Source organism: Streptomyces sp. NPDC059649 (assembly GCF_042734445.1).
Classification (GTDB): Bacteria; Actinomycetota; Actinomycetes; order Streptomycetales; family Streptomycetaceae; genus Streptomyces.
In genome coordinates, this window is record NZ_JBHWDV010000020.1 from 1 (window position 1) to 24,870 (window position 24,870).

General features: G+C 67.4%; 19 protein-coding genes and 2 pseudogenes. 15 read left to right on the forward strand and 6 right to left on the reverse strand.

The genetic code is table 11. The features are described 5' to 3' along the window. A partial coding sequence (locus ACFV1J_RS21165; RefSeq protein ID WP_385860349.1) for a transposase occupies positions 1–311 on the reverse strand: 311 nt, incomplete at its 3' end. 400 nt (positions 312–711) lie between these two features. On the opposite strand from ACFV1J_RS21165, the gene ACFV1J_RS21170 reads away from it, so the two are divergent. Then, the gene (locus ACFV1J_RS21170) at positions 712–2,340 is read left to right on the forward strand and encodes a class I adenylate-forming enzyme family protein (protein ID WP_385860351.1); all 1,629 of its coding nucleotides are present in this window, start codon (positions 712–714) and stop codon (positions 2,338–2,340) included. 296 nt (positions 2,341–2,636) lie between these two features. Here the strand turns inward: ACFV1J_RS21170 and ACFV1J_RS21175 are convergent. Beyond that, positions 2,637–3,537, reverse strand: a pseudogene (locus ACFV1J_RS21175) (methyltransferase domain-containing protein). A 566-nt stretch (positions 3,538–4,103) separates the two neighbouring features. Beyond that, on the reverse strand, positions 4,104–5,096 hold the full coding sequence (locus ACFV1J_RS21180) for a hypothetical protein (RefSeq protein ID WP_385860353.1): 993 nt from the start codon (positions 5,094–5,096) through the stop codon (positions 4,104–4,106). Between the two features lie 188 nt (positions 5,097–5,284). Between ACFV1J_RS21180 and ACFV1J_RS21185 the strand changes: the two genes are divergently transcribed. Beyond that, positions 5,285–7,603 carry a hypothetical protein gene (locus ACFV1J_RS21185; RefSeq protein WP_385860355.1) on the forward strand — a complete coding sequence of 773 codons (2,319 nt, stop codon included), beginning with the start codon at positions 5,285–5,287 and terminating at the stop codon, positions 7,601–7,603. A 279-nt stretch (positions 7,604–7,882) separates the two neighbouring features. Here ACFV1J_RS21185 and ACFV1J_RS21190 read toward each other — a convergent pair. The 3 genes and pseudogenes from ACFV1J_RS21190 to ACFV1J_RS21200 form a co-directional block, all read right to left on the reverse strand. Continuing rightward, positions 7,883–8,454: pseudogene (locus tag ACFV1J_RS21190) on the reverse strand (IS5 family transposase); the annotation flags it as partial. A gap of 300 nt (positions 8,455–8,754) precedes the next feature. Next, a complete protein-coding gene (locus ACFV1J_RS21195) occupies positions 8,755–9,054 on the reverse strand; it encodes a transcriptional regulator (RefSeq protein ID WP_385860357.1) in 300 nt (99 codons plus the stop codon). Further along, positions 9,051–9,521: a hypothetical protein gene (locus ACFV1J_RS21200; RefSeq protein WP_385860358.1), complete on the reverse strand. Its 471-nt coding sequence runs from the start codon at positions 9,519–9,521 to the stop codon at positions 9,051–9,053. The genes ACFV1J_RS21195 and ACFV1J_RS21200 overlap by 4 nt, the downstream gene beginning before the upstream one ends. A 482-nt stretch (positions 9,522–10,003) precedes the next feature. Between ACFV1J_RS21200 and ACFV1J_RS21205 the strand changes: the two genes are divergently transcribed. From ACFV1J_RS21205 to ACFV1J_RS21265, 13 genes are all read left to right on the forward strand, one after another. Next, positions 10,004–10,735: a DedA family protein gene (locus ACFV1J_RS21205; RefSeq protein WP_385860360.1), complete on the forward strand. Its 732-nt coding sequence runs from the start codon at positions 10,004–10,006 to the stop codon at positions 10,733–10,735. Continuing rightward, positions 10,732–11,409, forward strand: a complete 678-nt coding sequence (locus ACFV1J_RS21210) for a response regulator (protein ID WP_385860362.1) — start codon at positions 10,732–10,734, stop codon at positions 11,407–11,409. The genes ACFV1J_RS21205 and ACFV1J_RS21210 overlap by 4 nt, the downstream gene beginning before the upstream one ends. A 229-nt stretch (positions 11,410–11,638) precedes the next feature. Next, entirely contained in the window at positions 11,639–12,829 is a 1,191-nt protein-coding gene (lxmK, locus tag ACFV1J_RS21215; RefSeq protein WP_385860364.1) for a class V lanthionine synthetase subunit LxmK, read from the forward strand. After that, a complete protein-coding gene (locus ACFV1J_RS21220; RefSeq protein WP_385860366.1) occupies positions 12,826–13,788 on the forward strand; it encodes a T3SS effector HopA1 family protein in 963 nt (320 codons plus the stop codon). Before lxmK ends, ACFV1J_RS21220 begins: the two co-directional genes overlap by 4 nt. Before the next feature lie 66 nt (positions 13,789–13,854). After that, positions 13,855–14,061: an LxmA leader domain family RiPP gene (locus ACFV1J_RS21225; protein WP_385860368.1), complete on the forward strand. Its 207-nt coding sequence runs from the start codon at positions 13,855–13,857 to the stop codon at positions 14,059–14,061. Positions 14,062–14,116: 55 nt separating this feature from the next. Continuing rightward, positions 14,117–14,293: an LxmA leader domain family RiPP gene (locus tag ACFV1J_RS21230; protein ID WP_385860370.1), complete on the forward strand. Its 177-nt coding sequence runs from the start codon at positions 14,117–14,119 to the stop codon at positions 14,291–14,293. Between the two features lie 125 nt (positions 14,294–14,418). Beyond that, the gene (locus ACFV1J_RS21235; protein ID WP_385860372.1) at positions 14,419–15,426 is read left to right on the forward strand and encodes a methyltransferase; all 1,008 of its coding nucleotides are present in this window, start codon (positions 14,419–14,421) and stop codon (positions 15,424–15,426) included. A gap of 12 nt (positions 15,427–15,438) precedes the next feature. Beyond that, on the forward strand, positions 15,439–17,247 hold the full coding sequence (locus ACFV1J_RS21240) for an ABC transporter ATP-binding protein (protein ID WP_385860375.1): 1,809 nt from the start codon (positions 15,439–15,441) through the stop codon (positions 17,245–17,247). Next, complete coding sequence (locus ACFV1J_RS21245; RefSeq protein WP_385860377.1) at positions 17,244–18,206, forward strand: LLM class flavin-dependent oxidoreductase; 963 nt, start codon at positions 17,244–17,246, stop codon at positions 18,204–18,206. Before ACFV1J_RS21240 ends, ACFV1J_RS21245 begins: the two co-directional genes overlap by 4 nt. Further along, entirely contained in the window at positions 18,203–19,675 is a 1,473-nt protein-coding gene (locus tag ACFV1J_RS21250; protein WP_385860379.1) for a flavoprotein, read from the forward strand. Before ACFV1J_RS21245 ends, ACFV1J_RS21250 begins: the two co-directional genes overlap by 4 nt. Positions 19,676–19,689: 14 nt before the next feature. Then, on the forward strand, positions 19,690–22,284 hold the full coding sequence (locus ACFV1J_RS21255; RefSeq protein ID WP_385860381.1) for an insulinase family protein: 2,595 nt from the start codon (positions 19,690–19,692) through the stop codon (positions 22,282–22,284). 577 nt (positions 22,285–22,861) lie between these two features. Beyond that, complete coding sequence (locus tag ACFV1J_RS21260; RefSeq protein WP_385860383.1) at positions 22,862–23,179, forward strand: hypothetical protein; 318 nt, start codon at positions 22,862–22,864, stop codon at positions 23,177–23,179. Between the two features lie 3 nt (positions 23,180–23,182). Continuing rightward, complete coding sequence (locus tag ACFV1J_RS21265; protein ID WP_385860385.1) at positions 23,183–24,817, forward strand: alpha/beta hydrolase; 1,635 nt, start codon at positions 23,183–23,185, stop codon at positions 24,815–24,817. Positions 24,818–24,870: the final 53 nt, after the last annotated feature.

Genomic DNA, 24,870 nt, shown 5'->3' on the forward strand with positions numbered 1-24,870 from the left:
CGCGACCAGTCCAACTCGCCCCGAACGCCGAGCTCGTCAAGGATGACGCGGTGCAGCCTGGCCCACACCCGATCCCGGCTCCACTGGGCGAAGCGCCGGTAGACGGTGAGCCAGGCCGGCCCGAACACCGGAGGCAACTGCCGCCACGTGCAGCCCGAGGTGGCCACGAAGATGATCGCTGCCAGGCATGCGCGGTCACCGGCCCGTCGGCGGCCGCCGCCTTGCGGTCGTATGACCTCCGTCGGCGGGACCACCCGCCGGAACAGCACCCACAACTCGTCCGGCACCAACCGCTCCACCAGATCCGCCATGCACAGCTCAACGAGCGATCACGCCATCAGAAACGGCGTCTTAGCTCAAGGAGCGCCGGCTGGGGCCCGGAAGTGGCCTCGGTCTCCTGGATGGGCCGTTGCCGGATCGAGCACATCGGCCAGGCGGGCGCCCTGGCACCGTCCGGCATCTCGCAATGCGGCACGGAGCGCCACTGCGTCCCACGAGGAGCGAGCCAGCCCCTCGGTGAGGAGGCCTGATGAGAACGTGGCTGGTGAAGCAACAGGTCCGTGCCGCTTGGCGGTAAGCGATCAACTGCCCTGCGAATACTGCTGAGCTTTCGTCAAGGCATGGGGGCATGAACATGATACTCCGTCAGGAGCTGGCCGAACGTGGCCCCCGTGAGGACACGGCTTTTGAGCAGCATGTTTGGATGTGTTGGTGATTGTTAACGCACAGGAAACATCCGAGCCGCGGACGTACTTGGACCGCATTCTGGAGCACTGGAACAAGGACGAGGAGGCCGAGGCGCTCGTCCAGGGGGCGCAGCGACTGACCAGGGGAGAGGCTCGCCGGCGGCTGTTCAGGTTGGGGCACGCACTGCGCGGGCAGGGGCTCGCGCCCGGCGACGGAGTGGGGCTGTTCCTGGCCAACCGCGTGGACTCCGTCCTGGTGCAACTCGCCGTCCATCTCATCGGTTGCCGCGTCGTGTTCCTGCCGCCCGAGCCCGGTCCCGGCGAGCTCGCCGCGCTGGTCGAGCAGTCCCGGGCGCGCGCCGTGGTCACCGATCCGCTCTTCGCGCAACGGGCCGCCGACGCGGCCGGCCGCAGCGTCCACGACCCCGTACTGCTCAGCCTCGGGCCCTGTGAGCAGCAGTGCCCAGACCTGCTGGCCCTGGCGGCCGAGTGCCCGGACGTACGCCCCGACGGCGTGCCCGCCCCGGGAGCGGACGAAGCCGTCACCGTCCTCTACACCGGCGGAACCCTGGGCCGCCCCAAACTCGCCTCGCACAGCCACCGGCTCTACGACATGCTGGTGGACCTGGTGGATGACGCCCAGCAAGACTCCGGCTCCGCGTTCTTCCCGAACATGGACCAAGGCACGGACAGGGTGCTCGCCTCCACACTGCTCACGCACGGCAGCGGCCACCTCACCTCGCTCCAGGCTCTGGTGACGGGATCCACCCTCGTCGTGCTGCCCGAGTTCGAAGCGGGCGCGGCGCTGACGGTACTGCGCGAGGAGCGGATCACCGCCACCATGTTCGTACCGCCCATGCTGTACGCGGTTCTCGACCACCCGGAGTGCGAGCCGGGCGCCCTTCCCGCGCTGCGGCGGATCGTCGTCGGCGGCGCGGCCACGTCGCCCAGTCGGCTGCAGCAGGCGGTCGAGGTGTTCGGGCCCGTGCTCAGCCAGGGCTACGGGCAGTCGGAGGCGCTCGGTATCACCGCGTTCGGTGCGGAGGATCTCGCCTCGGAGGCAGCCCGGCGCCCCGAACTCTGGCGCAGCTGCGGTCGTGCGATATCCGACGTCGAGATCGAGATCCGTGGTGAAGACAGCACGGCGGCACTGCCCGTCAGGCAGGTCGGCGAGGTGTGCGTCCGTGGCGAGACGGTGATGCTCGGCTACTACGAGGACCCGGAGCGCACGGCGGCGGCGTTGCAAGACGGCTGGCTGCGCACCGGGGACATGGGCTATCTCGACGCCGAGGGGTACCTCTATCTCGTCGACCGGGCCAAGGACATCATCGTCACCGGCCGCACCAGCGACAACGTGTACTCCCGGGTCCTGGAGGACTTCCTGCTCACGCTGCCCGGCGTGCGCAACGCGGCGGCACTGGGTGTACCGGACGAGGAGTACGGGGAGGCCGTACAGATCTTCCTGGCCACGGCCGAGGACGGCGCCGACGTCGACCCGGAGGCGGTCGGCGCAGCGGTGACCGCCGAGTTGGGAGAGTTGTACACGCCCCGGAAGACGGTGCTGCTGGACCACCTGCCGACGACCAAGGTCGGCAAGGTGGACAAGAAGGCGCTGCGCGCCGCGTGGACAAGCGGGGCCTTGGACACACCGTAGGTCACCGTGCCGCGGCCTCGTATCACGAAGGCCAACGAGCGCGCGGCAGGTGGTGGTGGCCACGAAGGCGCCGAACGTCATCTTCTACAGCGAGGCGTTGACACCAGGCTCCGTCAAGGCATTCGCCCGGCTCCCACGCGACCGCCACCACCATGAGCCCCAGGACCGCGCACGCGCTCTACGGGAAGCATCACGTGCCCCAGCTCCGGTGACGCACGACGCGCACCTGCGCGAGCTGCCTGGCCTCCCTCGACGAACAGCGCTGTGGTCAGGTCGGACAACGTCTGGATCCGCACCTAACCGAGTGTCGGCGGGTGCTCGGCTGGACGGCGTCCCCAGGCCGAAATCAGCGGCGCGAGTGTCAGGTCGAGTGTGCCCGCGTGGATGGCGGCCAGGTGCGCGTCGATCTCGGCGTCGTCGGCCAGGCCGGCCGCGAGCAGCTCGCCGCGCACGTGCCGGATGGTCGCCGCCTCCAGCCGGTCGCAGGCCGGCCCGCCGACCGGGAAAGCGCCCCCCGCGGCGACATCTACCAAGCCGGCCTTACGCAATGCCCGCGGCAGTGTCCGGCCGTAGCGCAGGTCCGCGCCGCGGCGCGTCAGCAGCTCCCGGACCGCGTCGCGCAGCCGGTTGGCCCGCCGCTGCGCAGGGCCGCTGTCGTCCAGGCAGGCCAGTGGCTGCAGAGCGGTATCGGCGTCCTCGACCATCAGCCAGCAGCCAGCCGCCGGGCCGTAGCGCTGCCGCCATCGTCGCCAACGCCTGAGCCCGGTCGGGTACATGGACCAGCACAAGTCGGGCGTGCATCAGATCGAACGTCCCCGGCTCCGGGGGCGGGTCAGCGGCGACATCGTGCTGGCGCACCTCGTAGCCGGCGCCTGTCTTCAGCCACGACGGGTCGATGTCCGTGGCCAGCACGTGCCCGGTCGGACCGACGGCCGCCGCGAGCGCCTCCGGGATACCGGGGCCACCGGCCCCCACTTCCCAGCAGCGCGAGCCAGCCCTGACCCCCAGTCGATCGAAGTGCCCGCGCGTCACACCGTCGAACAGCTCGGCCAGCCAGGCGAATCGCTCGCCCGCCTCGGCGCGCGCGTTGTCCAGCAGGTACCCGCGGGTGGGAGCGGACTCTGCACCGGGCGCGGTAGTCCCGCCTATCGGATCCCGTCGGCCACCGACGTGCGGCGGGCGCGGCGAGGAGGTCATGACTCCATGCTCAACGTTCCCAGACCACCAGTGCCACGACGAGACGACGGGAGAGGGATGTCTCACAAGGCCAGCGAACCCCGCATGTCCTACAGCACGGCCTTGCACCGTGACGCGCGGGAAGGGGTACATGTATTCGGCCCCCACAGCCAGCGCACCAGGCGCGGGACAGCGCGCTGACCGGACTGTCGGCTATGGCGGGTTCGGCCTCGTACCGGACGCCTTCGATCACGACGTGAAGTCGGGGTCAGCGGATCCAGCAGATGCACGTCCCCGTTTGTGACGGGTGGTACCTCTTCTGCAGTTCGGGATCCGGGGCTGAGACCACGCACCGGCACTGTCTTACTCCCAGGACTTCCCACCCGACAGAACCTCATGAACCGGACACCATCCGACTGCGCCGAAGGCCTGACCGCCCACCTCGTTGCCTTGCTGCGCCCACCAGAGCCTGGAGGCACAGGGGCGAAGCCGACCGTGCAGGCCAGGTAGGAAGAGCGCATCCCCACACGGCCACTTCGGAAAGAAGCGGCGGGGGAAGGGAGGCTGAGGCGTGGAATCCGATCGGCTCAGCCGGGGAGCTGAGGGTCTGGGAAGAGGTCATACATCTGCCGCAGGCTTACTCCGTCTCGCAGGACGGCTCGCAGCATCTCCACGGGGTGCTCGGCGTGGCCGCCGATACGGTCGCGCTGGTTGACGAAGATGCTGCCGGTCCAGTAGTCGTCGGCGGCATACATGCTGCCTGGCTCCGCGTCAGGGTCGACGGCCCGGTACTGCCATGTCGCGGCCTTCTCCTCGGTCACGACCATGCCCACGTACCAGGCGGCCACGGTCCAAAATCGGCTGTTGCAGACCTCGTTGTATGCGTCGAGGGTGGGGCAGCGGTCCCGGAGGATGGTCTCCAACTGGTCGAGTGAGGCGGGTGTGAAAGCCCAGAACTCACGGTCTCCGTAGCCGGCTTGTTCGATCCACCCGTTCCGGAAGTCGCGCATGCACTGGCCGAGCCAGTCATCGACAGCCATTCGAAAAGCCACCGATTCCAGGTCATGACGCTCCACCCGGGGTGTGGCCAGCCGCGGTGGATGCGAGTCGGCTGTGCGCAGGTAGTGCGGGTAGACCGCCTTGCGCACCCGGCGTATCTCGGCGGGCATGACCTTTCCCGTGCGTTTCGCGAGGGCGCGGTGGGCAAGTTCCAGGGGAACGATGGGTGCGAGGCCCAGCACAGGGTCGGGCAGGATGACGGGGAGACCACTTGGACCTTCGCTCGCGTTGTTGTCCCAGCCCCAGCGGCCCCCTGCCTCGTTCAGCAGCACCTCGCCGAAGTAGGCCGCCGTCAGCTCGATCCTGGTCGCATCCCGGTCGTGATCCTCACCGGTGCAATAGGTGATCAGGCTCCTTTCCAGTGCGGCCGCTGACGCACTGGTGTAGTCGTGCTTCCAACCGTGTGGGGCAAATGATGCGTAGAGGTGGTCCATCAGCTCATGCATCTCCTGGACCCAGAGGTACAGGCGGTGCTCTTCGGAGCCTTCCGGGGCGTTCTTGCCTGCCGCATAGGGGTTCATGGCGTCACCCTAGGTGAGCGCTCTGACAGGCAGCCAACTCGCCATGCCCAGATGCGAGTTGACCTTAAAAAGTCTGCGTACCGGGCGGGTTGAACACCTAGGGTGGTCCTGCGACGTACATGTCACGGGGGGCACCAACGCCGCGCACAGCTCATCAGCGTGCCCCCGCGATGGGGGAACAAAGCAACGTGAGTCACCTGATAACCACGCGCCGGCGACAGTGGTCCCTATTAGGACGCGCGGTCGTTGCGCTGTCAGCGGCGAGCGTCCTGACGCCGACCGGCCTGCCCACGATCGGCCATGACGAGGCCGATGCCGCCCCACGCAAGGGTCGCTGCGACGATGTGTGGCTGAACCGCCGGGTCGTGCACCCACCGGCGGACACACTTCCGGGGAACCTCCCCTACAACCAGCGCCCCAAGTCCGCATGGGACTCCTACGACTTCGACACCCCGCTCAGGGCCCTGGACGGACTTCGCGCTCCGACCGAAGCCGAGCTGGCTAAGCTCACAGAGCCCTACCAGCAATACCCCGAGGGCTCCAGGGACCGTGCTTGGGCCACGTACAAACAGTCTCCGGTCAAGGCCAAGGGCTGGGATTACTGGCTCGAGTTCTACATCTCTAACCAGTACGTCAATCGCCGCGGCGACGCTTTCGAGGGGAAGGTCGTCAAGGACTACCAGCTCGGCGGGAAGTTCTGGCTGTGCCAGGAACCGATCAGCGGCGTGACCGAAGAAGGCCGCCCGTTCACCCGCAAGTACGACGCGATCAACCACCGCGAGAAGATCATCTACGAGTTCAAGTCCAACGGCGAACGCATCCCCAGGCAGCTCGAAGAGGATGAAGCCGTCCTGAAGGACCCGAAGTACAAGGGCTACCGCATCCGCTACATCTTCGGCGACAAGCCTGACCAGGACTCGATCGATGACATCAAGGCCCTGGACAAGAAGCTCGGCGGCCAAGGCCGACTGGGCTACTTCGACCATCGCTCCCAGGCGATCTCGCAGTACAAATCCGGCCCGTACACCAAACCGGATTGGATCATGAACCCCGACCCCACCAAGCGTCCCCAGGGGTCACTGCCCGACGCCATCCGCAACTCCGCCGAGACCCCGGAGACCGCACGCATCAGGCAGGGCGCAGCCCGCCGGATCGACACCCGTGGCGGGCTACCACGCGGCGGACCCGGTGGAATCGACTTCTCCACCCTCGAACTCCGCTACGTCAGCACGCCCACGAAGGGCAAGGGCCTGGACTACTCGTTCAAGGCCGACTACATGCCCCACCCCGACAAAACCCCGGGCTGGGGCGGCCAGGCCAAGGCACAGCTCGCCTCGGACGCATTCTTCACCTGGCTGGCACTGACGCCGGAGAAGTTCTGGGTGAACCTCAACCCGGACCAGCCCGACCGCATCATGGACACGAAGTTCGGGAAGACCGACGCCGGACGTGTGCTGCTGGAAGCCGACCTTCAGATGAAGCACGACTTCTACAAGGCCATGGACCCCAAGACCGGCCTCGGCAAACGGTTCTGGGCCGCCCTGCCCAAGCAGCGCGGCTACCCGTGCCTGCCGGGCCTGCGCAACTGGATCGAGCCCAAGCCCGCCAAGGTCCGCGAACAGGACGGCGGCATCTACATCCTGGATGCTCCGCTGCGGCTGAAGTCGACCGCGCAGACGACGATCACTCCCGGCCCCGGCACACCGATCTGCACCCCGAACGAGGCCGAGACGAAGGCGGCACAGCGGGTGGTGGACGCAATGATCGTCCCCGCCGTGGAGAAGACCATCAACAGCGCGCCCCAGTACGCGGACCTGCGCCGCGTCTACACCTCCCGCGTCGCCGCGGAATGGGTGAAGAAGCAGGACACCGCCAAACCTGGCGACTTCCACAAGATCATCGGCAGCAACAACGTCTCCAAGTGGCCGCTGCGCGGAGCCAACAAGAACTGGACCCGCGAGGGCGTCTTCAAGAAGTACCGGAAGATCTTCACCAAGGGCGAGTTCCAGTACGAGATCCCCGCAGGCGGCCGTACCCAGATCTACATTGTGGGCGGCGTCGACTTCTCCAAGTCTCCGAAGCGGAATGTCACCCGCCTGCAGTTCAACATCGAACACCCCCGCTTGGACAAGACAACCAAGCAGTCCCAGCGGGCCCAGGTGACGTACAACGACACCGACACCGTCTACCTCGGCGCCTCCGGCAGCGCACGCGACACCGGGGGAGACGGGGACAGTTCGACCCCGAGCCCCACACCGACCCCGACGAAGCCGCACGACCCGACCACCCCACCCCCGTCGCACACCCCGGCCCCGGGAAACTCATCCCAACCCCCGATCGACCAGAAGCTGCCCCCGACACCGCCGGCGAAGGGCCCGCACGGTGGCCTCGCCGACACCGGATCCCACACGCCGGTGGGCCTCATCACGGCCACCGCTGCCGCGCTCGCCGCTGCCGGAGCCGGTCTGACGTGGTGGATGCGCCGACGGCGCACTGCGCAGGAGTAGCGTCATCCTTGCGCAGCACACCTGAGAGCGCGCCTGCACCCACGGCGTAATCGGGGCTTGTACGACGTCGGCCTTCAAGACCTGTCGGGTCTTGAAGGCCGATGTCGTTGTTTGGGGGAGCTCGCAGTGAGGGGCATTGCGAAGCAGCGGCCGCTGCTGCTCGTCGCACGTGAGCAGAGCAGCAGGGACTTCGCCCTGTGCTGGTACCAGTTGGGCAGGATGGGTTTTCATGACGGGTGGGGGAGCTAAGACCGTGTCCTACATGGTGAGTTTGAGGAGTCACTTGTGGCAGCAGATGGCGGCTGCCAGTCCGAGAAAGGCCAGGTAGTTGCCCGGTTTTCGCTCGTAGCGGTGGTTGAGGCGACGGTAGCCAGTCAGCCAGGACATAGTCCGTTCGATGACCCGCCTTCGGCGGCCGAGCCGTTCGCTGGAGTCGATGCCCTTGCGGGCGATGCGGACGCCGATGCGCTTACCCCATAGCCATCGCCGCAGATGAGGGACGTCGTAGGCCTTGTCCGCGTGAAGACGTTGGGGCTTGGAATCTGCTGCGTGGGATTCGTGTCCCATGTGGAAATGGGACAGCATTGGCTTCAACGCGAGGCTGTCGTGGGTGTTGGTTGCGGAGAGCCCAACGCGTAAGGGCAGTCCGTGCGCGTCGGACAAGACGTGCATCTTGGAACCGGGCTTACCCCGGTTCATGGGGCTCGGACCTGCAAGTTCGCTCCCTTTTTGGCGCGGATACGGGCGGAATCGAGGACCGCGCGGGACAGGTCCACCAAGCCTTGGTCGTCGAGGAGTTGGAGAACCTTCTGATGCAGCCGACCCCAGACCCCGGCGCGGGACCAGATGACGACCACCACACCACGTTCTCCTCCCAGCACCCGGCGTCGGCATCGAGGCCGGATCCGTCGGCACCGCGATCGACCAACGGCCGCGCCTAGCCTTCACCGCGGCCGCGCCCATCGACGACGCCTCCTGAACGGCATCGAACGCATCGGAAGGATCGGCCGCGCGCGGGCCTGCGCATGCGCGTCGTAGGCAAACGAGCTCGCGGTACGCCTGACCGAGGCAGTACGTCGCCTGGACCTCGACAACCAGGACCTGCCGATCGACCGCGCCCCGCCTGAACGTCTTGATCAAGGCACCGGGCTTCACTGGTCCGCTTGGGCCATCTCGACGATGCGGCGAAGTTCGGCGATGTGCCCGGTCAGTGCCTGTCGGCCTGCGGGGGTGAGTGCGAGCCAGGTGCGCGGATGAGAGCCACGGACCTTCGTGACGGAGACGTAGCTCGCCGTCTGCAGGACCTTGACATGCTTGCTCAGCACCGAGTCGCTCACCATGAGCACATCGCGGACCACGGAGAACTCCATGGCGTCCACGGCGGCGAGGGTGGTACAGATACGCAACCGGTTCGGCGCGTGAATTACCTCGTCGAAGGCCGGGTCGATCATCGTCCTGCCCGGATCTCGTGCCGCGCGGCCGCGTCGACGCGGTACCCCATGGCGATGGTGAGCACCCCCACCACAAACCCTGCGTCGGCGATGGCCCAGTGCACTCCCGCTCCCCACTCCAGGTACATCCCGGTGACGATGGCGAGCAGGGAGGTCAGAGCGTAGATACCGAAGAGCCTGGTGGCGCCGGGAGTGGCCGTATAGCGGTCGAAGGAGACGCCAGTCGCCCGCCGGACCGCCAGACCGAGGACGACCAGGACGCCGACGAGCAGAGGAACGGCCCACGAGGCCATGCGCAGGCTCATCGAGAGGAACAGCAGCGCAACCGTGACGCCCATCCCGACGTGGTACCAGCAGGGGCTGGCGACATGTAACGCTGCCTGGGCCCGTGACGCGGCGACGGAGTCGAGGGCCTTACGTGCGGAACCGGCGTCCACGCCATGGGAGTTGTGTGAAGTGTTTTCCATGATGGAAAACGCTACAAGGCACTTTCCGTCATGGCAAGTGGCAGTGCCGGCGGGGAGGGATGACCCCGCTGCATCCAGGCGGCGCGGCGCATACTTGTACCCGAGGGGGGGCTTAAAGTAACAAGTGGCCGCAAGGTGGCCGAAAAGATACTGAAGTCACCCTCTGGTATGTGTGATCATTGCGAATGCTGCTTAATCGCGGCTAATGCTTCATTTCGCAAGAGGGGGATGCTGGAGCATGTTCGCTTTGCTGCCCAAAATGGACTGGTGTGTCGCGCGCCGCCCATGGCCATTTGCGGCCCTCTGAGGTGTTTTCCGGCGGCCAGGGGTCTCGCGGCGAGTGATCGTATTGATGGCCACTCCGGGCGGCCTGCCCGCACTCCTTGCTGTGCGTGAAATCTCCTGGCGAAACAGGTACGGTGCGGCCGCCGTGACTGCGCTGACTGATTCGCTTCGTATCCGTTCGTACTGTGAGGTCCCGCTTGACCACCGAGACCCAGCACGATCATGCCGGCAAATCCCGTCCTCTCGACAGGCCTTGGCTGCCGTGGGGCGGTGCGCCTTCGTCGAAGGACCTCTTTTGCTGGTACGGCATCTGGCTGGTATTTGCCTATTCGTTCGCCATGTGGCCGCTCAAACCATGGTTGATCGGCGTAAACCCCGTACTGCTGGAGGCGATGACCGGCGCGCAGAGCGCCATGACTGCTGCGGGCGCGTTCGCCCGCGTCGGCGAGGCCCCCTTGGCCCTGGCGGTGGCCGCCGGCGTCTTCGGCATGATGAAGTTCGCTTGGGTGTTCTGGCTCGCGGGCCGGCTGTGGGGCGAGAACATGCTGCGGCTCCTTGCGGGTTCCGCGCAGGAGGGCAGGGCCGGACGCCGTTTCGGGCTGCTCACCCGTGACACACCGGCAAGGCGGTGGATCATTGGAGCGGCTGTCGTCCTGGAAAAGGTGCCGATGGTGCCGGGTCCGCTGGCGTTCGCCTCGGCCGGCTGGGTGGGCATAAGCCTGCCGACATTCCTTTTTCTCAATCTGATCGGTGCGGCTGCCTGGACCGGTCTCTATACGGGCCTTGGTTACGCCATCGGACAACCCGCAGTGGACATCGCCGAGACCATCTCAGAAAAGGCAGTGTGGGTTTCGCTGGCCGTCATCGTCGGCGGCATTGTCGTGCAGACGGCGATGAGCCGCTTTCGAGCTGCCAGGAGACGATCGTGACCCTCACGCTCATTGTCAATGACGACCCTCTGCTGCGGGCCGGACTGCGGATGATCATCGAGTCGGCCGACGACCTTGAGGCCCGGATCGCGGGAGGCGCCGAGGCCCTCGCTGAGGCGCGGCGCTGCCACCCCGACGTCGTCCTGCTCGATATCCGGATGGGAGCGACGAACGGCTTCACACTGCTCAAAGAGCTGCTGGAGCTGCCCAACCCGCCCCGTGTGGCAGTACTGTCCTCACCCGCGGCCGGCAAGTCCGTCCTCACCGCCTTGCGCATCGGGGCAGCGGGCTGTCTTCTGAAGGACACCGGCCCCGACGAGCTGCTGGCGTCCGTACGTGCACTCGCTGTCGGCAATACCGTGTTGTCCACCCTCGCCGCCTCCCTCCTGATGGCGGAGCTTGAGGAAGGTGTGGAACACTCCGGCGCCTCGTTGGAGGCCCGCCGGAAGACCGCGTTGCTGAGCACACGGGAGCACGAGGTGCTGTCCATGATCGCCGAGGGGTTGTCCAATGCCGACATAGGGCGCCGGCTCATGCTGGGCATTGGGACGGTCAAGGACTGCGTCAGCGACATCTTCAACAAGCTCGGGGTCGTCAACCGCGTTCAGGCGGCGGTGATCGCCTATCGGGCGCGGCTGCCCATGGGCATTCCCGCAGTGTCTGAAGCCGCATGACAGCGATTCCGTGCCGACTCTGTGGGCTCCGGTGGTCTCACCGCCGGAGCTCACTGCTTTCCGGACGTCCACGTCCGCGCCGCCCCCTTGGTCCGGCGCACCAGCCGATCGGCGCTGCCTTGCCGTTCGGCCAGCATCATCTCTCCTCAATTCACCGCCACTTGGCTGGCGACAACAGACCAATGGCGGCTGGTCCTGCCGTCCGAAACCCGGAAATACTCTCCTCGGCATGAACGGAGTGAACGGGGGGGGAGATATGCCGGGCCTTGCTATGGGTGCGTCCAGCGGAACGCTCACTGCGGACGAGCAGGAAACGGAGTCCAAGGATCTGCCCGCATTCCGGCCGGTAGACCTGGACGCGTTCCCGGGAGTTGACGCTCTGCTGCATCGACTCGGATTCGGCGCTTTCGTCCGTGATTCGGTGTCTGCGCCGGTAGGCCGGAACCATGCCTGGTCCGGCCGCACGGAAAGCGGTCGACGGGTATTCGTCAAGCGTCTTGTGGGGACCGCGCCGGATGTGCAAGCCCGAATGCGCCGCATGCTGGCGTTCGAGGACTTCGTAGGGAGCGTGCCTGAGCTGACCGGCCACGTCCCGGTCCTGCTCGGCTACGACCGGGACGCGGGACTGGTGGCCTTCGACCATGTGACCGCGAAGGGCGGCGCCGAACTGATGGTTGACGAGGCCTTCAGTGAAGACCTCGCCTTCACTGTCGGGCAGAAGATCGGTGCGCTGCACGCGGCCGCGCCCGTCGGCGAGATGGATACCACACTGCCCGTCTTGCCGGACCCCGGTCTGCTGCAAGCGCTCCCCCTGACCATGTACAACGAGGTCAGCTTCGCCGAGCTGGAGGCGTGGCGGCTCATGCAGCACGACGCCGGGCTCCGCGAAGGTCTGGAACGACTGCGGCAGTGGGAGGACGAGGCACCGCGAGTCCCTTCCCACTGCGACTTCCGGGTGGACCAACTGCTGGTGCTGGACGACGAATTCCCTGTCATCGCGGACTGGGAGGAATTCCGCTCCGCAGACCCCGCCCGGGACGTGGGAGCTTTCGCCGGTGAATGGCTGTATCGCTCGGTGCTCGACATCGTCACCAACCGGGGAGACGGCGATGTGCAATTCCCCGACATCGAGTTGACCCACGAGCAGGTGCTGACGCGCGGTGCGGAGAAGGTCGAGCGTCTACTTCCTCTTGTACGCCAATTTCGGCTCGGCTACCTGAGCCGCCGCGAGGCTGACCCCGGTTTCTCCGAGCGGGCCACGGCATTCGCCGGCTGGCACCTGCTTGATCGGCTTGTCGCCGGTGCGGCGCAGGGGCAGCAGCTTTCCGGAATTGAGCGAGCTGCTGCGGGAATCGGCCGCGGCGCCCTGATCACACCACACAAGTTCGCTGCGGTTCTCGGATTTGAGGAAACGCGATGAGTGACATACCCGTTTCCAGTGCGCTACTCGACGCCGCCGGCCTTGTCCACGTGGCTGCGGACCGTTCCAGTGCGACGGTGCGGGGGCGGAGGATCGAGGCGGAGACTCCCAGAGAACTGCGGCGTCTACTGTCCGATGCGCTCTACAACGAGCTCCACGCCGGGCTGTCGATGGAGGACAGGCTGCTCCCCTTCCAGCTGCGCGACGCCGCATTCGAAGAGGAACTCGCCAAGGGCGTACCGCACCAGGAGACGACGGCACGTGGCCTGGTGCGGGTGGTCGGGGGCGAAGCGCACGTGATCGAGCTGGGCGGGGTCTTCGTACGGGTGCCGGCCGACCGGGTTCGTGTCGACGGAGCTGTCGCCGCCGGGAGCGTCGTCGACGTGGTCAATACGTCGATGAGGCCCAGGCTTTCGCCGGGTTTCTTCCTCGTCGAGGGCACGCGACCGCACCGGTCCGTCGATCTGCTGCGCGTCTACATCCACATCAAGGAGTGGACCGCGGCGCCGCAGGCCTGGAAGACAGTGCTCAACCACCTGGAGAGCCAGAAGCTGGCTTATCGGACGAAGGTGATCTCCAGTAAGCTCCTCTACCCGCGCCGCGACGCTCTGGTCGTCTACTTGGATCAGCGGGACCGGCACGCCGCCAGGGGGATCGGGGACGTCGTGGGCGGCCTGCCCGGCATCGGCGAGGAGACCTCGGCGTTCACCCGCCGACTCCGCCCCGGCGTGGCCACAGCCTGGGAGCCGCGCGACTCCGCCCCCGGTATGAGCAGCCTGAGCTTCGGCCAGCACCGGGCCAGCGTGCTGGCGAAGGCCCTGGTGGAAACCGCCGACGCACCGGACTCGATCGCCGAAGTACTCCGCGACCACCTGGCCGCGGCCGGTATCGACCCCGCCGACCCGTCCCGCAACCTGGGCTCCCCTGACACCCACGAAACCGCTCAGGCCCCGAGCTGAGGTGCTTTCCAGGAGGCGTGATCGCGCCTCCTGGATTCAACTCAGAATTCGCCGAAAGGGATGTTCATGGACCACAAGAGCACGGTCATCACCGACCTCGTCGCCGGCTACAGCGCCTACACCGACGCTGGCGAGCTGAACGTCAGCGCCGCCGCAGGCGCTCCGGCCACCACCTACATCTGCGCCTCCGTGGCTATCTCTCGGGTCAGCTCGCCCAGGTGCGCCGCGACCGTCAGCGCCGTCAGCGGCGCTACGTACGAGTGGACCTGCTGAGCAACCTGCCTCGCTGTTCCCACCACTCAGTCCGACTTGCCGAAGGAGTGAACCAATGAAGACCACCGCCATCATGGATCTCGTCGCGGGCTACGAGGCCTACGCCGCCTCCTCCGAGCTGCAGATCGACACGACCGTCGACGCGCCGGCGAGCACCCCGGCCTGCGGTGCTGCGACCGTGTCGTGGCTCGTCAGCCAGTTCTCGGCCAAGACCGTCAAGGAAGGCTGCTGAACACCTGTTCTGAGTGACCGATCCCGATCACTCCGGCATCGAGCCGGTGCGGGCCGCCACGTTGGCGGCCCGCACTCGGCCCTCGCACATCGTCGACACCGCAACACACCTGGGGGCACCTGAACATGGACGACCTGGCTCGCGTCGAGCGCCTGACGGACCTGGCCGACCTTCTGCGACCGGCAGCGATCCGCGCGGCGGCGACGCTTGGCGTGGCCGACCACATTGCCGTCGGGGTACACGACGTGGAGGAGCTGGCCCGGCTCTGCAAGACCCGCACCGAGATACTCGACAGTCTGCTCCGCTACCTTGCCTCCCTCGAGTTGCTGGACCGAAACGGCGATGGTGGATATGAACTACGGGACGCAGCAGGCCCGTTGCTGACAAACCATCCACTTTCCTTGCGCGAGGCATTGCGCCTGGACGGTGTGACCGGAAGGTCGGACATGGCGCTGGTGGGCCTCGTCCACACCATCCGGACCGGCGAGCCCGCTCACGTGGGGCTTTTCGGCCGCAGCTACTGGGAAAGCCTCAACGACGACTCCGCCTACGTCGAGGCAATCGAGCGCGCCTCGCTGGGGCAACTCGTGTTCGACGCGGAGCTCGTAAGCGATGCCTATGACTGGTCGGCGGTAGGAAGCGTCGTCGACGTGGGCGGCAATACCGGCGCGATCCTGACCAGCCTGCTGTACAGGCATCCTCACCTGAAGGGCACGCTCGTCGATCTGCAGAGCGTGACGCGGGTCGCCGCCAAGCACATCGCCGACGCCGGTTTGCAGGACCGATGCGAGGTGGTGGCCGGCAGCTTCTTCGATCCGTTGCCCGCAGGCGGCGACGTCTACCTGCTCTCGGCGATCCTCGGCGACTGGGATGATCAGCAGGCGGTGGCGATTCTGCGCCGCTGCGCCGAGGCTGCGGGCGAGGCCGGAAAGGTGCTGCTCGCCGACGTCAACCTGGACGTCGTCATGAAGAGCGACGAGGCGGCCCGGACGGAGCTGTTGGTGCGCGCCATGATGCCCAGTCCGGTGCGCACCGTGGAGCAGCTGAAGCGACTCGGTCGCGAGGCAGGCCTACGGGTGTCGTGGGAAGGGCCGGTGACCCCGGTCCGGTCGTTGATCGAGTTCTCGGCCTAGGAGATCACTGGTATGAGCGCGCCGGTCACCAACACGCCGGTCACGAACACGGAGGGGGCCCCGGAGCGGCTGCTTATCTTCCGCGAGATCTTCCGCGGCCGACGCCTGCAACTGGCCGGGATCGTGGGACTGTCCCTCGTCGCCACGGCGGCAACGTTGGTCCTCCCGTGGACGGTCGGCAAGCTTCTCCAAGCGATCCAGCAGAACGACGGCCTGGCCAAGTGGACATGGCTCATGGTCGCAGTCGGCCTCGGGTCCGCGGTCGCCAACGCCCTGGCCACCTACCTGCTCTCCCGCATCGGCCACCAACTGGTCTGGCGGTTGCGGGACCGCAGCATGCGCCACTCCATCGGCCTGGGGCTGCGCACCGCCCGCCGGGAGGGCAGCGGAAACCTCTCGACCCGGCTCACCGCCGATGCCTCAGCGGTCAAGAGCATCGTCGACATCGGCCCGATCCAGCTTCCCATGTCGGTGGTCACCCTGGTGGGCACGATGGTGATCATGGGAGTGCTGGACTGGATCCTGCTCCTCATCACGCTCGCGGCCTTCCTCGTGGCGCTGGTCGTGGTCGCGGTGGTCGTCGTCGCGCTGCGCCGCAAGTACGTGGCGATCCAGAACCAGGTCGGCACGCTCGCAGAGCACTTCGTTGCGACGATGGAGGCGCTGACGGTCATCAAGGCCCACCGTGCCGAACGCACCGTGTCGGCCGAGCTCGCCACCCGTGCGGAGCAGGTGGCACGGTCCGAGATCGGCGCGTCCGCGATGGAGGCCCTGATCGTTCCGGTCATCAACCTGGGCCAGCAGGTCGCCTTGGTGGCGGTCATCCTGGGCGGTGGTGCCCGCATCGCCGGCGGCGACCTGGACCTCAGTACTTTTGTGGCCTTCCTGCTCTACCTCTTCCAGCTCACCGCACCGCTCATGATGGCGATGTCGGGAATGAGCACGATCCAGGCGGGTCTGGCGGCCCGCAAGCGCTTCGAGGACCTGTTCGCCCTCCCGGCCGAGGAGGTCGATACCGTGGAAGCGGGCGCCTCCCCGCTGCCCGTGGCCGGGGCCCCGGCCGTGCGGTTCGAGAAGGTTCGCTTCGCCTACGGCGAGGAGGCCGTACTGAAGCAGATCGACCTGACTGTCCCCGCCACGGGACTGACCGCCATGGTCGGGCTCTCCGGCTCCGGCAAATCCACCGTCCTCGGTCTGGTGGAGCGGTTCATGGACCCGCAGGAGGGACGCATCGAGGTGTTCGGCCACGGCGCGGACCGCTGGCCCCTGGGGGACCTCCGCGGCCGGCTCGCCTACGTCGATCAGGGGGCCACCCTGCTGCGGGACACCGTGCGCAACAACCTCACCATCGGCCGGGAGGTACCGGTGGCCGACGAAGACCTGCTGCGCGCACTGCGGGACGTCGGCCTGGAAGAGGAGATCACCCGGCTCCCCCACGGGCTCGACACGGTCCTCGGCGGCAGCCACGACCTGTCCGGTGGCCAGCGGCAGCGGTTGGCACTGGCCCGGGCGAGCCTGTCAGACGCACCGCTGGTCCTGCTCGACGAGCCGTCCTCACAGCTGGACACCCTCAACGAGCTGCGGCTGCGCCGACTCGTCGACGAGATCGGACACGACCGGGCCGTGCTCATGGTCGCCCACCGCATCTCCACGGTGCAGCACGCCGACCACGTGATCGTGATGGACGGCGGGCAGGTGACGGCCCAGGGCCGTCACGACGAACTGATGCGTACCAGTCCCATCTACGCCGAGCTGGTGCGCGGACAAGCGCTGGGGGCTGCCGAGCAGACGACCGCGGCCCTGGCAGGAGGCGACCGATGACCACCTACTCGCTCCTCGCCCCGATGGCCCCCTACCGCCCCGAGCAGTTGCTGCCGTACGCGGCGCTCACCCAGTGGACCGACGCGCACCGCATGTGGCAAGGACAGGCCCTGCTGAACGACCCGTTCCAGGACTTCACCCACGCCGCCGCCTGCGGCTTCCGCGTGCCCACCGGCACCGGCGTCACCCTTATGCCGCTGCGCCACCCCCACCAGGCCGCCATTCAGGCCCACTCACTGGCGGTGGCCAGCGGCCATCCGGTGGTGGCCGGCTTCGGCCCGGGCGCGGCCTCCTTCCAGGCAAGTCTCCTAGGCGCGCCCTATCGCAGCCAGCTCGGCGCCATCCGTGAGTATGTCGCCGTGATGCGCGGCCTGTTGGAGAACGGTTACGTCGACCACGTGGGTGAGTACTTCACCTGCCGCGCGGAGCTCGCCGCTGCACCCCGCCCCCCGGTGGAGATCGGCCTGGGCGTCCTCCGGCCCCGTATGGCCCGGTTGGCCGGGGAGATCGCCGACGTGGCGATCACCTGGCTGACCCCGGCCAGGTACGTCCGCGACGTGTTGGTACCCGCGCTGAGGGCTGGAGCCGCGGCCGCCGGACGCCCCATGCCACGAGTGGCCGTGATGGTGCCCCTGGCGCTCGCGGCACCGGATCGGAACCCGGTCGAGCTGGCGGCGATGAGCAACACCGGCCACACCATGCTGCCGCACTACGCCGACATGCTGCGCCGCTCCGGCATCGATACCTCGACGCAGGACCCGCGTGGCAATGCGGAGGCGCTGCTGGCCGGAGGTGCGTTCCTGTACGGCGACTCGATGGAACTCGCCACCCTGCTGGGGGAGTACGCGGACGCAGGGGCGGACGAGATCGTGCTCAATGTCACCGGTGTCCACATGAAATACGGCGAGCGCGCCTCTCTCACGGAGCTGGAAGCCCTGCTGAAGGCGGTCGCACGATGATCGATGAGCCGTACGCCGACCTCCCCGACCTGAGGCTGAACCGGCTTCTCCTTATCGTCACGGGCTCTGCCTACGCCTGGTCCACCCCGTACTGGCTGCAGTTGCTGCGCCAGCACTACCCCAAGCTGGAGGTCCGGGTCGTGCTGACCCGGAGCGCGGAGCGGTTCGTGACGCCGCAGGCCATCGGAGCCAGGGTGGGTGGAGCCGTCTCGTCCGATGTCTGGCCCGACGACGAGTCCGCAGCACGACATGTCGAGTGGGCGGAATGGGCCGGAGCCATCCTTGTCTACCCCGCGACCATGCACTTCATGGCACGCCTCGCGCTGGGGCTGGCGGACAGCCCGGCCCTGCTCGCCGCGCAGTGCACACGGGCACCGGTCGCCCTGGCACCCGCCCTGCCGCCAGGCGCCCTGGAAGGTGCCGCGGTCCAACAGCACTGGGCCGCCCTGGCGGCCTGGCCCAACGTCGTGCTGGTGCCGCCCGTTGCCGGGCGGAGCCTGACCACGGGCCGCGAGGATGCCTGGGTGCCACCCCCACTGCCCGAGGTCCTCCGACTGATCACGGAACGCCATGAGGCCGCTGCCGCTCCTCCCGTGCAGCCTCAGCCCGACGCCGAGTTCGGCACCGGGCTTTTGAGAACCTCGGTCCACGAGCTGCCGACCGGCGGCCACCGCTGGCGCCGTGAGCCGGGCCCTCTCGCCCCGAAGCCCTTCCAGGCCGCCGAGGGCGAGGCGTACCAACTGCTACAAGGAATCGGCGAACTCGGCGACGCCCGGCTGGCGACGGGCGCCCCAGATGGGCCCGCCCGCCTCTACGACGTGCGCGGTGATGTCTCCGCCGCGCACGTGCTCCTGCGCCGAGGGCCCGCCGCCGAACTGACGAAGCCCCTGCACGACCTGGGGCGGCTGCTGCGTGCTGTCCACGACCTGCAGCCGCCCGCCGGGTGGCGGACCGGGCCTTCCCGCGGGCTGGCACGGCTCGACGACTGGCTGGCCGGCCGTGCCGCCCGCCCCCAAGCGGCCTGCGCCCAGGGACAAGTGCGCCGGAGTCTCGGCGAGGCACGTTGGGCCCAGGTGCTCGCCTGGCACAGCCGAACAGTGACCGACAGCGACACCACCTTCGCGCATGGGGCCGCCGGTCTCGGGGCGCTCGTCATCGACCACGACTCGGGCGGCATCGACCTGCTCGCAGGCGAGGACATCTGCATGACGCCGTGGTACGTCGACCTGGGCTGGGTGGTCGGCGAGCTGGTGGAGCTGCAGTGGCAGGTCGGTGGTGACAAGGGAGCATGGCAGTCCCTGACCGACGCGCTGTTCGAAGGGTACGGGCGCGACCTGGGCCAGCGCTGGAAGGAGGTCGCCGCCCTGCGGATCCTGCTCCACGTGCATGACATCGCCACCTACCTGGGCCATTTCGACCGCGGATTCGACCACTACTGCGACTTCCTTCGATTCCTCATCGATCTTTAGCCAAGGGGGGCTCCGTGACGGCGCGCCAGGTGCACAAGACGACCCTCCGAAACGGCCTGCGGGTGGTTTTCGAACGCCAGCCGGAGTCGCCGCGTACCGCGGTCTGCGTCCACTACGGCGTCGGTTACCGGTCGGAGAACCCCGAGCGGGAGGGGTTTGCCCATCTCTTCGAGCACCTGATGTTCCGGGGCAGCGCAAACCTGCCGCCAGGCCGCTTCTTCGAACACATCCACCCTCTGGGCGGTCGGGCCAACGGCACCACGCATCAGGACTACACCGACTACCACCAACTCGTCCCCTCAGCAGCGCTTGAGCGCGCGCTGTTCAGCGAGGCCGACCGGATGCGGTCCCCGGTGTTCACCGAGGAGACGCTGGCCGAACAACTCGACGGCATCGAAGAAGAAATCCGCCAGGCGGTCGCGGTACCGCCTTACGGAGGACTGCCGTGGCCGCTGCTCCCCGGCGTGGTCTTCGAACGCTTCGCCAACGCGCACGACGGCTACGGCCGGATGGATCGACTCCGCAAAGCCACCGTCGCCGCGTGCGAGGAGTTCTTCCACGCCCACTACGCGCCCGGCAACGCGGTGCTCACTGTGGTCGGCGACCACGACCCCGAAGTGCTGCTCACCCTGGTCGAGCAGCACTTCGGCGACATAGCGTCCCGCCCGTTCGCCCCTGCGCCGAAACTGCAAGAGCCCGATCTCCGCGAAGACCGATTGCAGCTCTGTACCGAGCCAGGAGTGACTGCCGCGGCCATCGCACTCGGCTACCGGCTGCCCGACCCAGGGCAGGACATGACGGGCTACCTGGCCCATACCGTCCTGGCCGAGATGATCAGTCATCACGACCTGGACGGCCTCCAGGCCGTGTCGGCCGGCTGCGGGGTCTTCGGCCCGCTCGATGCCAGAAACCCCGATCTCCTGGTCATCACCGCACTCGTGCCTTCGACGGTCACGCCGCGGCACGCCGTGAAGGTCATGACCGAAAGGTGGAACCACTGGGCAGAGGCACCTGACTTTGGACAAACACATCCGCAGGCCGTGCGGCGCCTTATCACCAGGCACCACCGCGAGCATGCCGAGGCATACCCGCGCAGCCGCGCTCTCGGCCGACTGGAGCTGCTCTTCGGGCGCGCCGAACTGCTCGACGAGCATCCCGCCCTGCTGGCCGAAGTCGCCCCGGAACAGGTCGCCGCTGTCGTCCGCCGCTTGGGCACGGCGCGCAAAGGGATTCTCATCATGGCCCCCGGGGCCACGCGGACCCGCCCCGCGCCCGTGCGCGAGCCCGGCCTCGTACCGGCCGCGACAGAACCCCCACGCGCCGTTGCCGCCACGCCGGCGTCAGCCAAGGCAGCCCGCCCGATTCCATCGCTGGGCGTGCAGCCGCCGCCGCGCTACGGGCCCCGGTGCGAGACCACGCTCGCAGGGGGAACAGGCGTCGTGGCCGTGCAGGACCGCCGTGCCCCGCTGGTGGAGCTGCGGTTGCGGCTGCCCCTGGGCGTGCTGGGGTGGCAGCGCCCGGAGGCCGTCGATGCCCTGATTCAGTTGCTGGCCAAGCGCGACCAAGCACCGGCTCGTACGCAGGCCGCAGGCGGGAGCTTCCATCTGGCCACCGACGGCCAGTGGCTCGATGCAACCGGCTACGCCACACCGGGCACGACCGGAGCATGGCTGGAGCGCCTTGCCGAACTGACCGTGCCGGTGGACGACTCGGCGGGCCTGCCGACGCCGCTCACGCGGCCCCACCATGCCCATCGGGTGATGGACACCGCGCTGCGCCGTCACTGGTTGGCGGGCGCGCTTGCGACGGCTGTCCCCAGCGGCCTCGGCGCGATACACGAGTCGGTCCTGCGGCGTGGCGGTGGCTGGCTGATCGCCGTGGGCGATCTCGATCCCGAGCGCTTCACCGCGGACGCCGAAAGGGCGCTGTCCACTTGGTCAGCTGTACCCCGCTCGACCGGGATCACCTCGCCGGAAGCCGGGACCTTCCAGCCGGGGGGCTCCATGCTGGCGCTCCACCACGATGCGTCGGAGAACGTGCAGGTGACGCTGAGCGCGCCCGAACCGGCAGGCGACATCGGTTCGGCGGCGCGCTACCTGGCCACCGCGGTGTCCGGCACCCAGTTCCAGTCCCTTTTGTCGACACACGCCCTCGGCGCCGACCGCCAACCCTCGCTTTACGCCGCCCGCGATGTCTGCCTCGGCCTCTCCCGGGCCTACATCAGGGCGATTTTGCCCGAGCAGAACGCGGCACCTGGTACAGCGGCCATCCGGGAGGCCCTGCGTACGTCTCTGACGACTCCCATCACCGCGGCCGAGTTGGAACCGATCCGTACGTTCTGCGCTGCCCAACTGCTCGGAGCGTTCGACTCTCCAGCCGCCAAGGCCGATCTGCTGCGCGATGGTGTATCCGCCGGCAGGCCGGTCGTCTGGGCGGAGCGTCTGCCGGACCTTCTCCGGCAGACGACGGAAGCGGAAGCCTGCGCGGCGCGCGATGAACTGTTCCCCGTCGACACCATGACCCTGGTTGCCCTCGGCAAGCCTGATCCGGTCTCTGAAGTGACTTCCCAATGGGCCGAGCTCGACGACATGGGGGGCGCTGCCAGCTGACCCACGGCGTCCGTTTGCCCGTGCGTGCTCAGACACCTCACCATGAGCCGATCAGCTACGGCCCAGGATCAGCTGGTCTCGGGCAGGGTATGTCGCTGACCACTGATGTCGCCCTACAACTCAGTGCAGTACCTCGCCTCACGTGACGAGAGCCAGCGGTTGCTGGACTGCTGGCCCATCCTCGTCGACCTCAACCAGGGCAACAAACCAGGCCCACTTGATCTCGGTGGGGTCATCCGCATGTCTGGTTCCAGGGCCGGGTTGATCAGACGCCGCAGCCGGCCGGAGTTCGGCCACAGGCTCGTGGTGATGGCGGGACAGCTCCCGCAGGCACGGTCAGCAGACGCCTGTGACGTGCATCGTTTCACTGCGGACGCCGATTCCTTGAGCGCAGGCGTCCTTGACCGTGGCGGAGCCACTCTCGTGGGGCAGGGGCAGCAGCCGGAGTCGGCGGTGAGGTCGGCCGGCACCTACACAGGTTTTCAGCCGAAGTCTGCTATCCCTGCAACCACCTGTTGGTGACTTGGTGTCATGATCATGCGGCTACATGCTCGTTCACCAGGGGGAATGCAGAACTATGTCCAACGGCAGCATCTCGGTCACGCCCGAGGAACTGCGGCGGGCGGCAGGCGCCGCCGACGCCATCAGCCAGGGTCTCCAGGCTCCGATCGCCACGGCCAAGCGCGACATCGAAGCGGCCGGTACGGCGATGAAGACCTGGTACATCGGCCCGGACATGGAGCGGGTGGCTCATGACTGGGGTATGGCACTGGATGAGCTGTGCCAGCGGATCGGCGGCGGCAACCCCGGCAGCGCTGCGTCCCGCCTGCGGCGTACCGCGGACGGGCACGAGTTCAACGAAGATGTCACCGCTCAGTCGTTCCAGGTGCGGTGACCGGTGCCCGAAAACTTCAAGGAACTGCTCAAGCAGGACTTCTCCGACCTCGAAGCCGCAGTCAGGTCCTGGCGAAAGCTGGCCAAGTCATTGGAGGAGGCCCAGGTCCGGCATCGGCACAAGGTGACCGGCCCGCTGCACGCCAGTGGGTGGCAGGGCGTCGACTCCCGCTACGCCTTCGTGAAGATGGAGGACAGTGAGACCCAGCTCGGCACCGCGCAGTCCGACGTCACCTCCATCGCCACCATCCTGGACACCGTTCACGTCGAAATGAAGTCGGCCCAGGATCAGCTGCGCCAGAGTGTGCGCGCGGCCGAGGCCGACGGCTTCACCGTCGATGACCACGGCAACGTCACGGACAGCAGTTCCTGCCCCACCGGCAACGCCGATGAAGAAGCGCAGGAAGACCATGCCGTGCGCGTCGCGGTGATGGAGGGTTACAAGAACGAAATCCAGTTCGCCCTCGACGAGGCCAGTACCGCCGACTGGAAGGGGATGCAGCTCCTTCAGAAGATCGACGCCTTCACTCTCGACAAGGATTACGGCGCCCAGGCGGCGAAGGATGCAGCCCGTGAGGCCGCAGGCTTCTCCCACCTCGACGAGGACTCCATCCCCTCGAAGAAGGACCCGAAGGAGAACGCCAAGTGGTGGGCGGGCCTTTCTGAACAGGAGCGGCAGGAGTACATCGACGCCTACCCCGAGAAGATCGGGTGGCTGGACGGCATTCCCAGTGCGGACCGTGACGAGGCCAACCGCAAGACGGTGGACCTCTCGCTGGCGGACTACGAGATGAAGAGGCAGAAGGGTGAGCTGGGCATCCACGACCAGCGGCAGTACGACGGTCTACGGAAACTGCAGGATGCACTCGACAAGGCCGATGGCAGCAACGACGCGAGCAAGCAGCGGTACGTATTGGGGATCGACACCAAAGGAGACGGACGGGCAGTCATTTCCCAGGGAAACCCAGATAATGCCCGCAACGTCGCTGTGCAGGTGCCCGGCACCGACAACGACCTGACAAACCTCGACGAGCAGGTCGACCGGATAGATCGGCTCCAGCAGGCCTCGAAGGACAAGGGCGGCGGCAATACTGCGGTGATCTCATGGCTTGGATACGACGCCCCTGAGGTCGACGGCAGCATGGTGACGACGGGCCGTGCAGATCCTGCGGCGGGCGACCTGCGAAGCTTTACCCATGGCCTGCGCGAGGCGCACGGGGGAGAGCGCGCCCATATGACTGTGCTCGGACACAGCTACGGCTCGACAGTCGTGGGCGCCGGCGCAGCTGGTGGTCATGGCCTCGATGCCGACGACATCGTCTCGGTCGGCAGCCCCGGAATGACGGTGGACCACGCCAAGGACCTGCACATGGACCCTCGCCACGTCTGGGCCGGCTGGGCACCGGATGACGTAGTCTCCACCGATGCCTCGGACAAATCCCTGGGTGAAAATCCCGCGGACAGGGAGTTCGGGGGCAAAGTATTCGAGGTGGACACTTCCGGACACGGTGGCTATTGGGACGAAGGCAGTGAAAGCCTGGCCAACCAAGGGCGCATCATCGCAGGGAAACGCCCCAGCGACGGTGACTACCACGTACCCCCGAAGGTATCGCCCAAGACTGAGGGAACACCGCGGTGAAGTGCAGGATCCGGCATTCCGGACGCATCGGCTTGCTCGTAATTGCCCTGTTT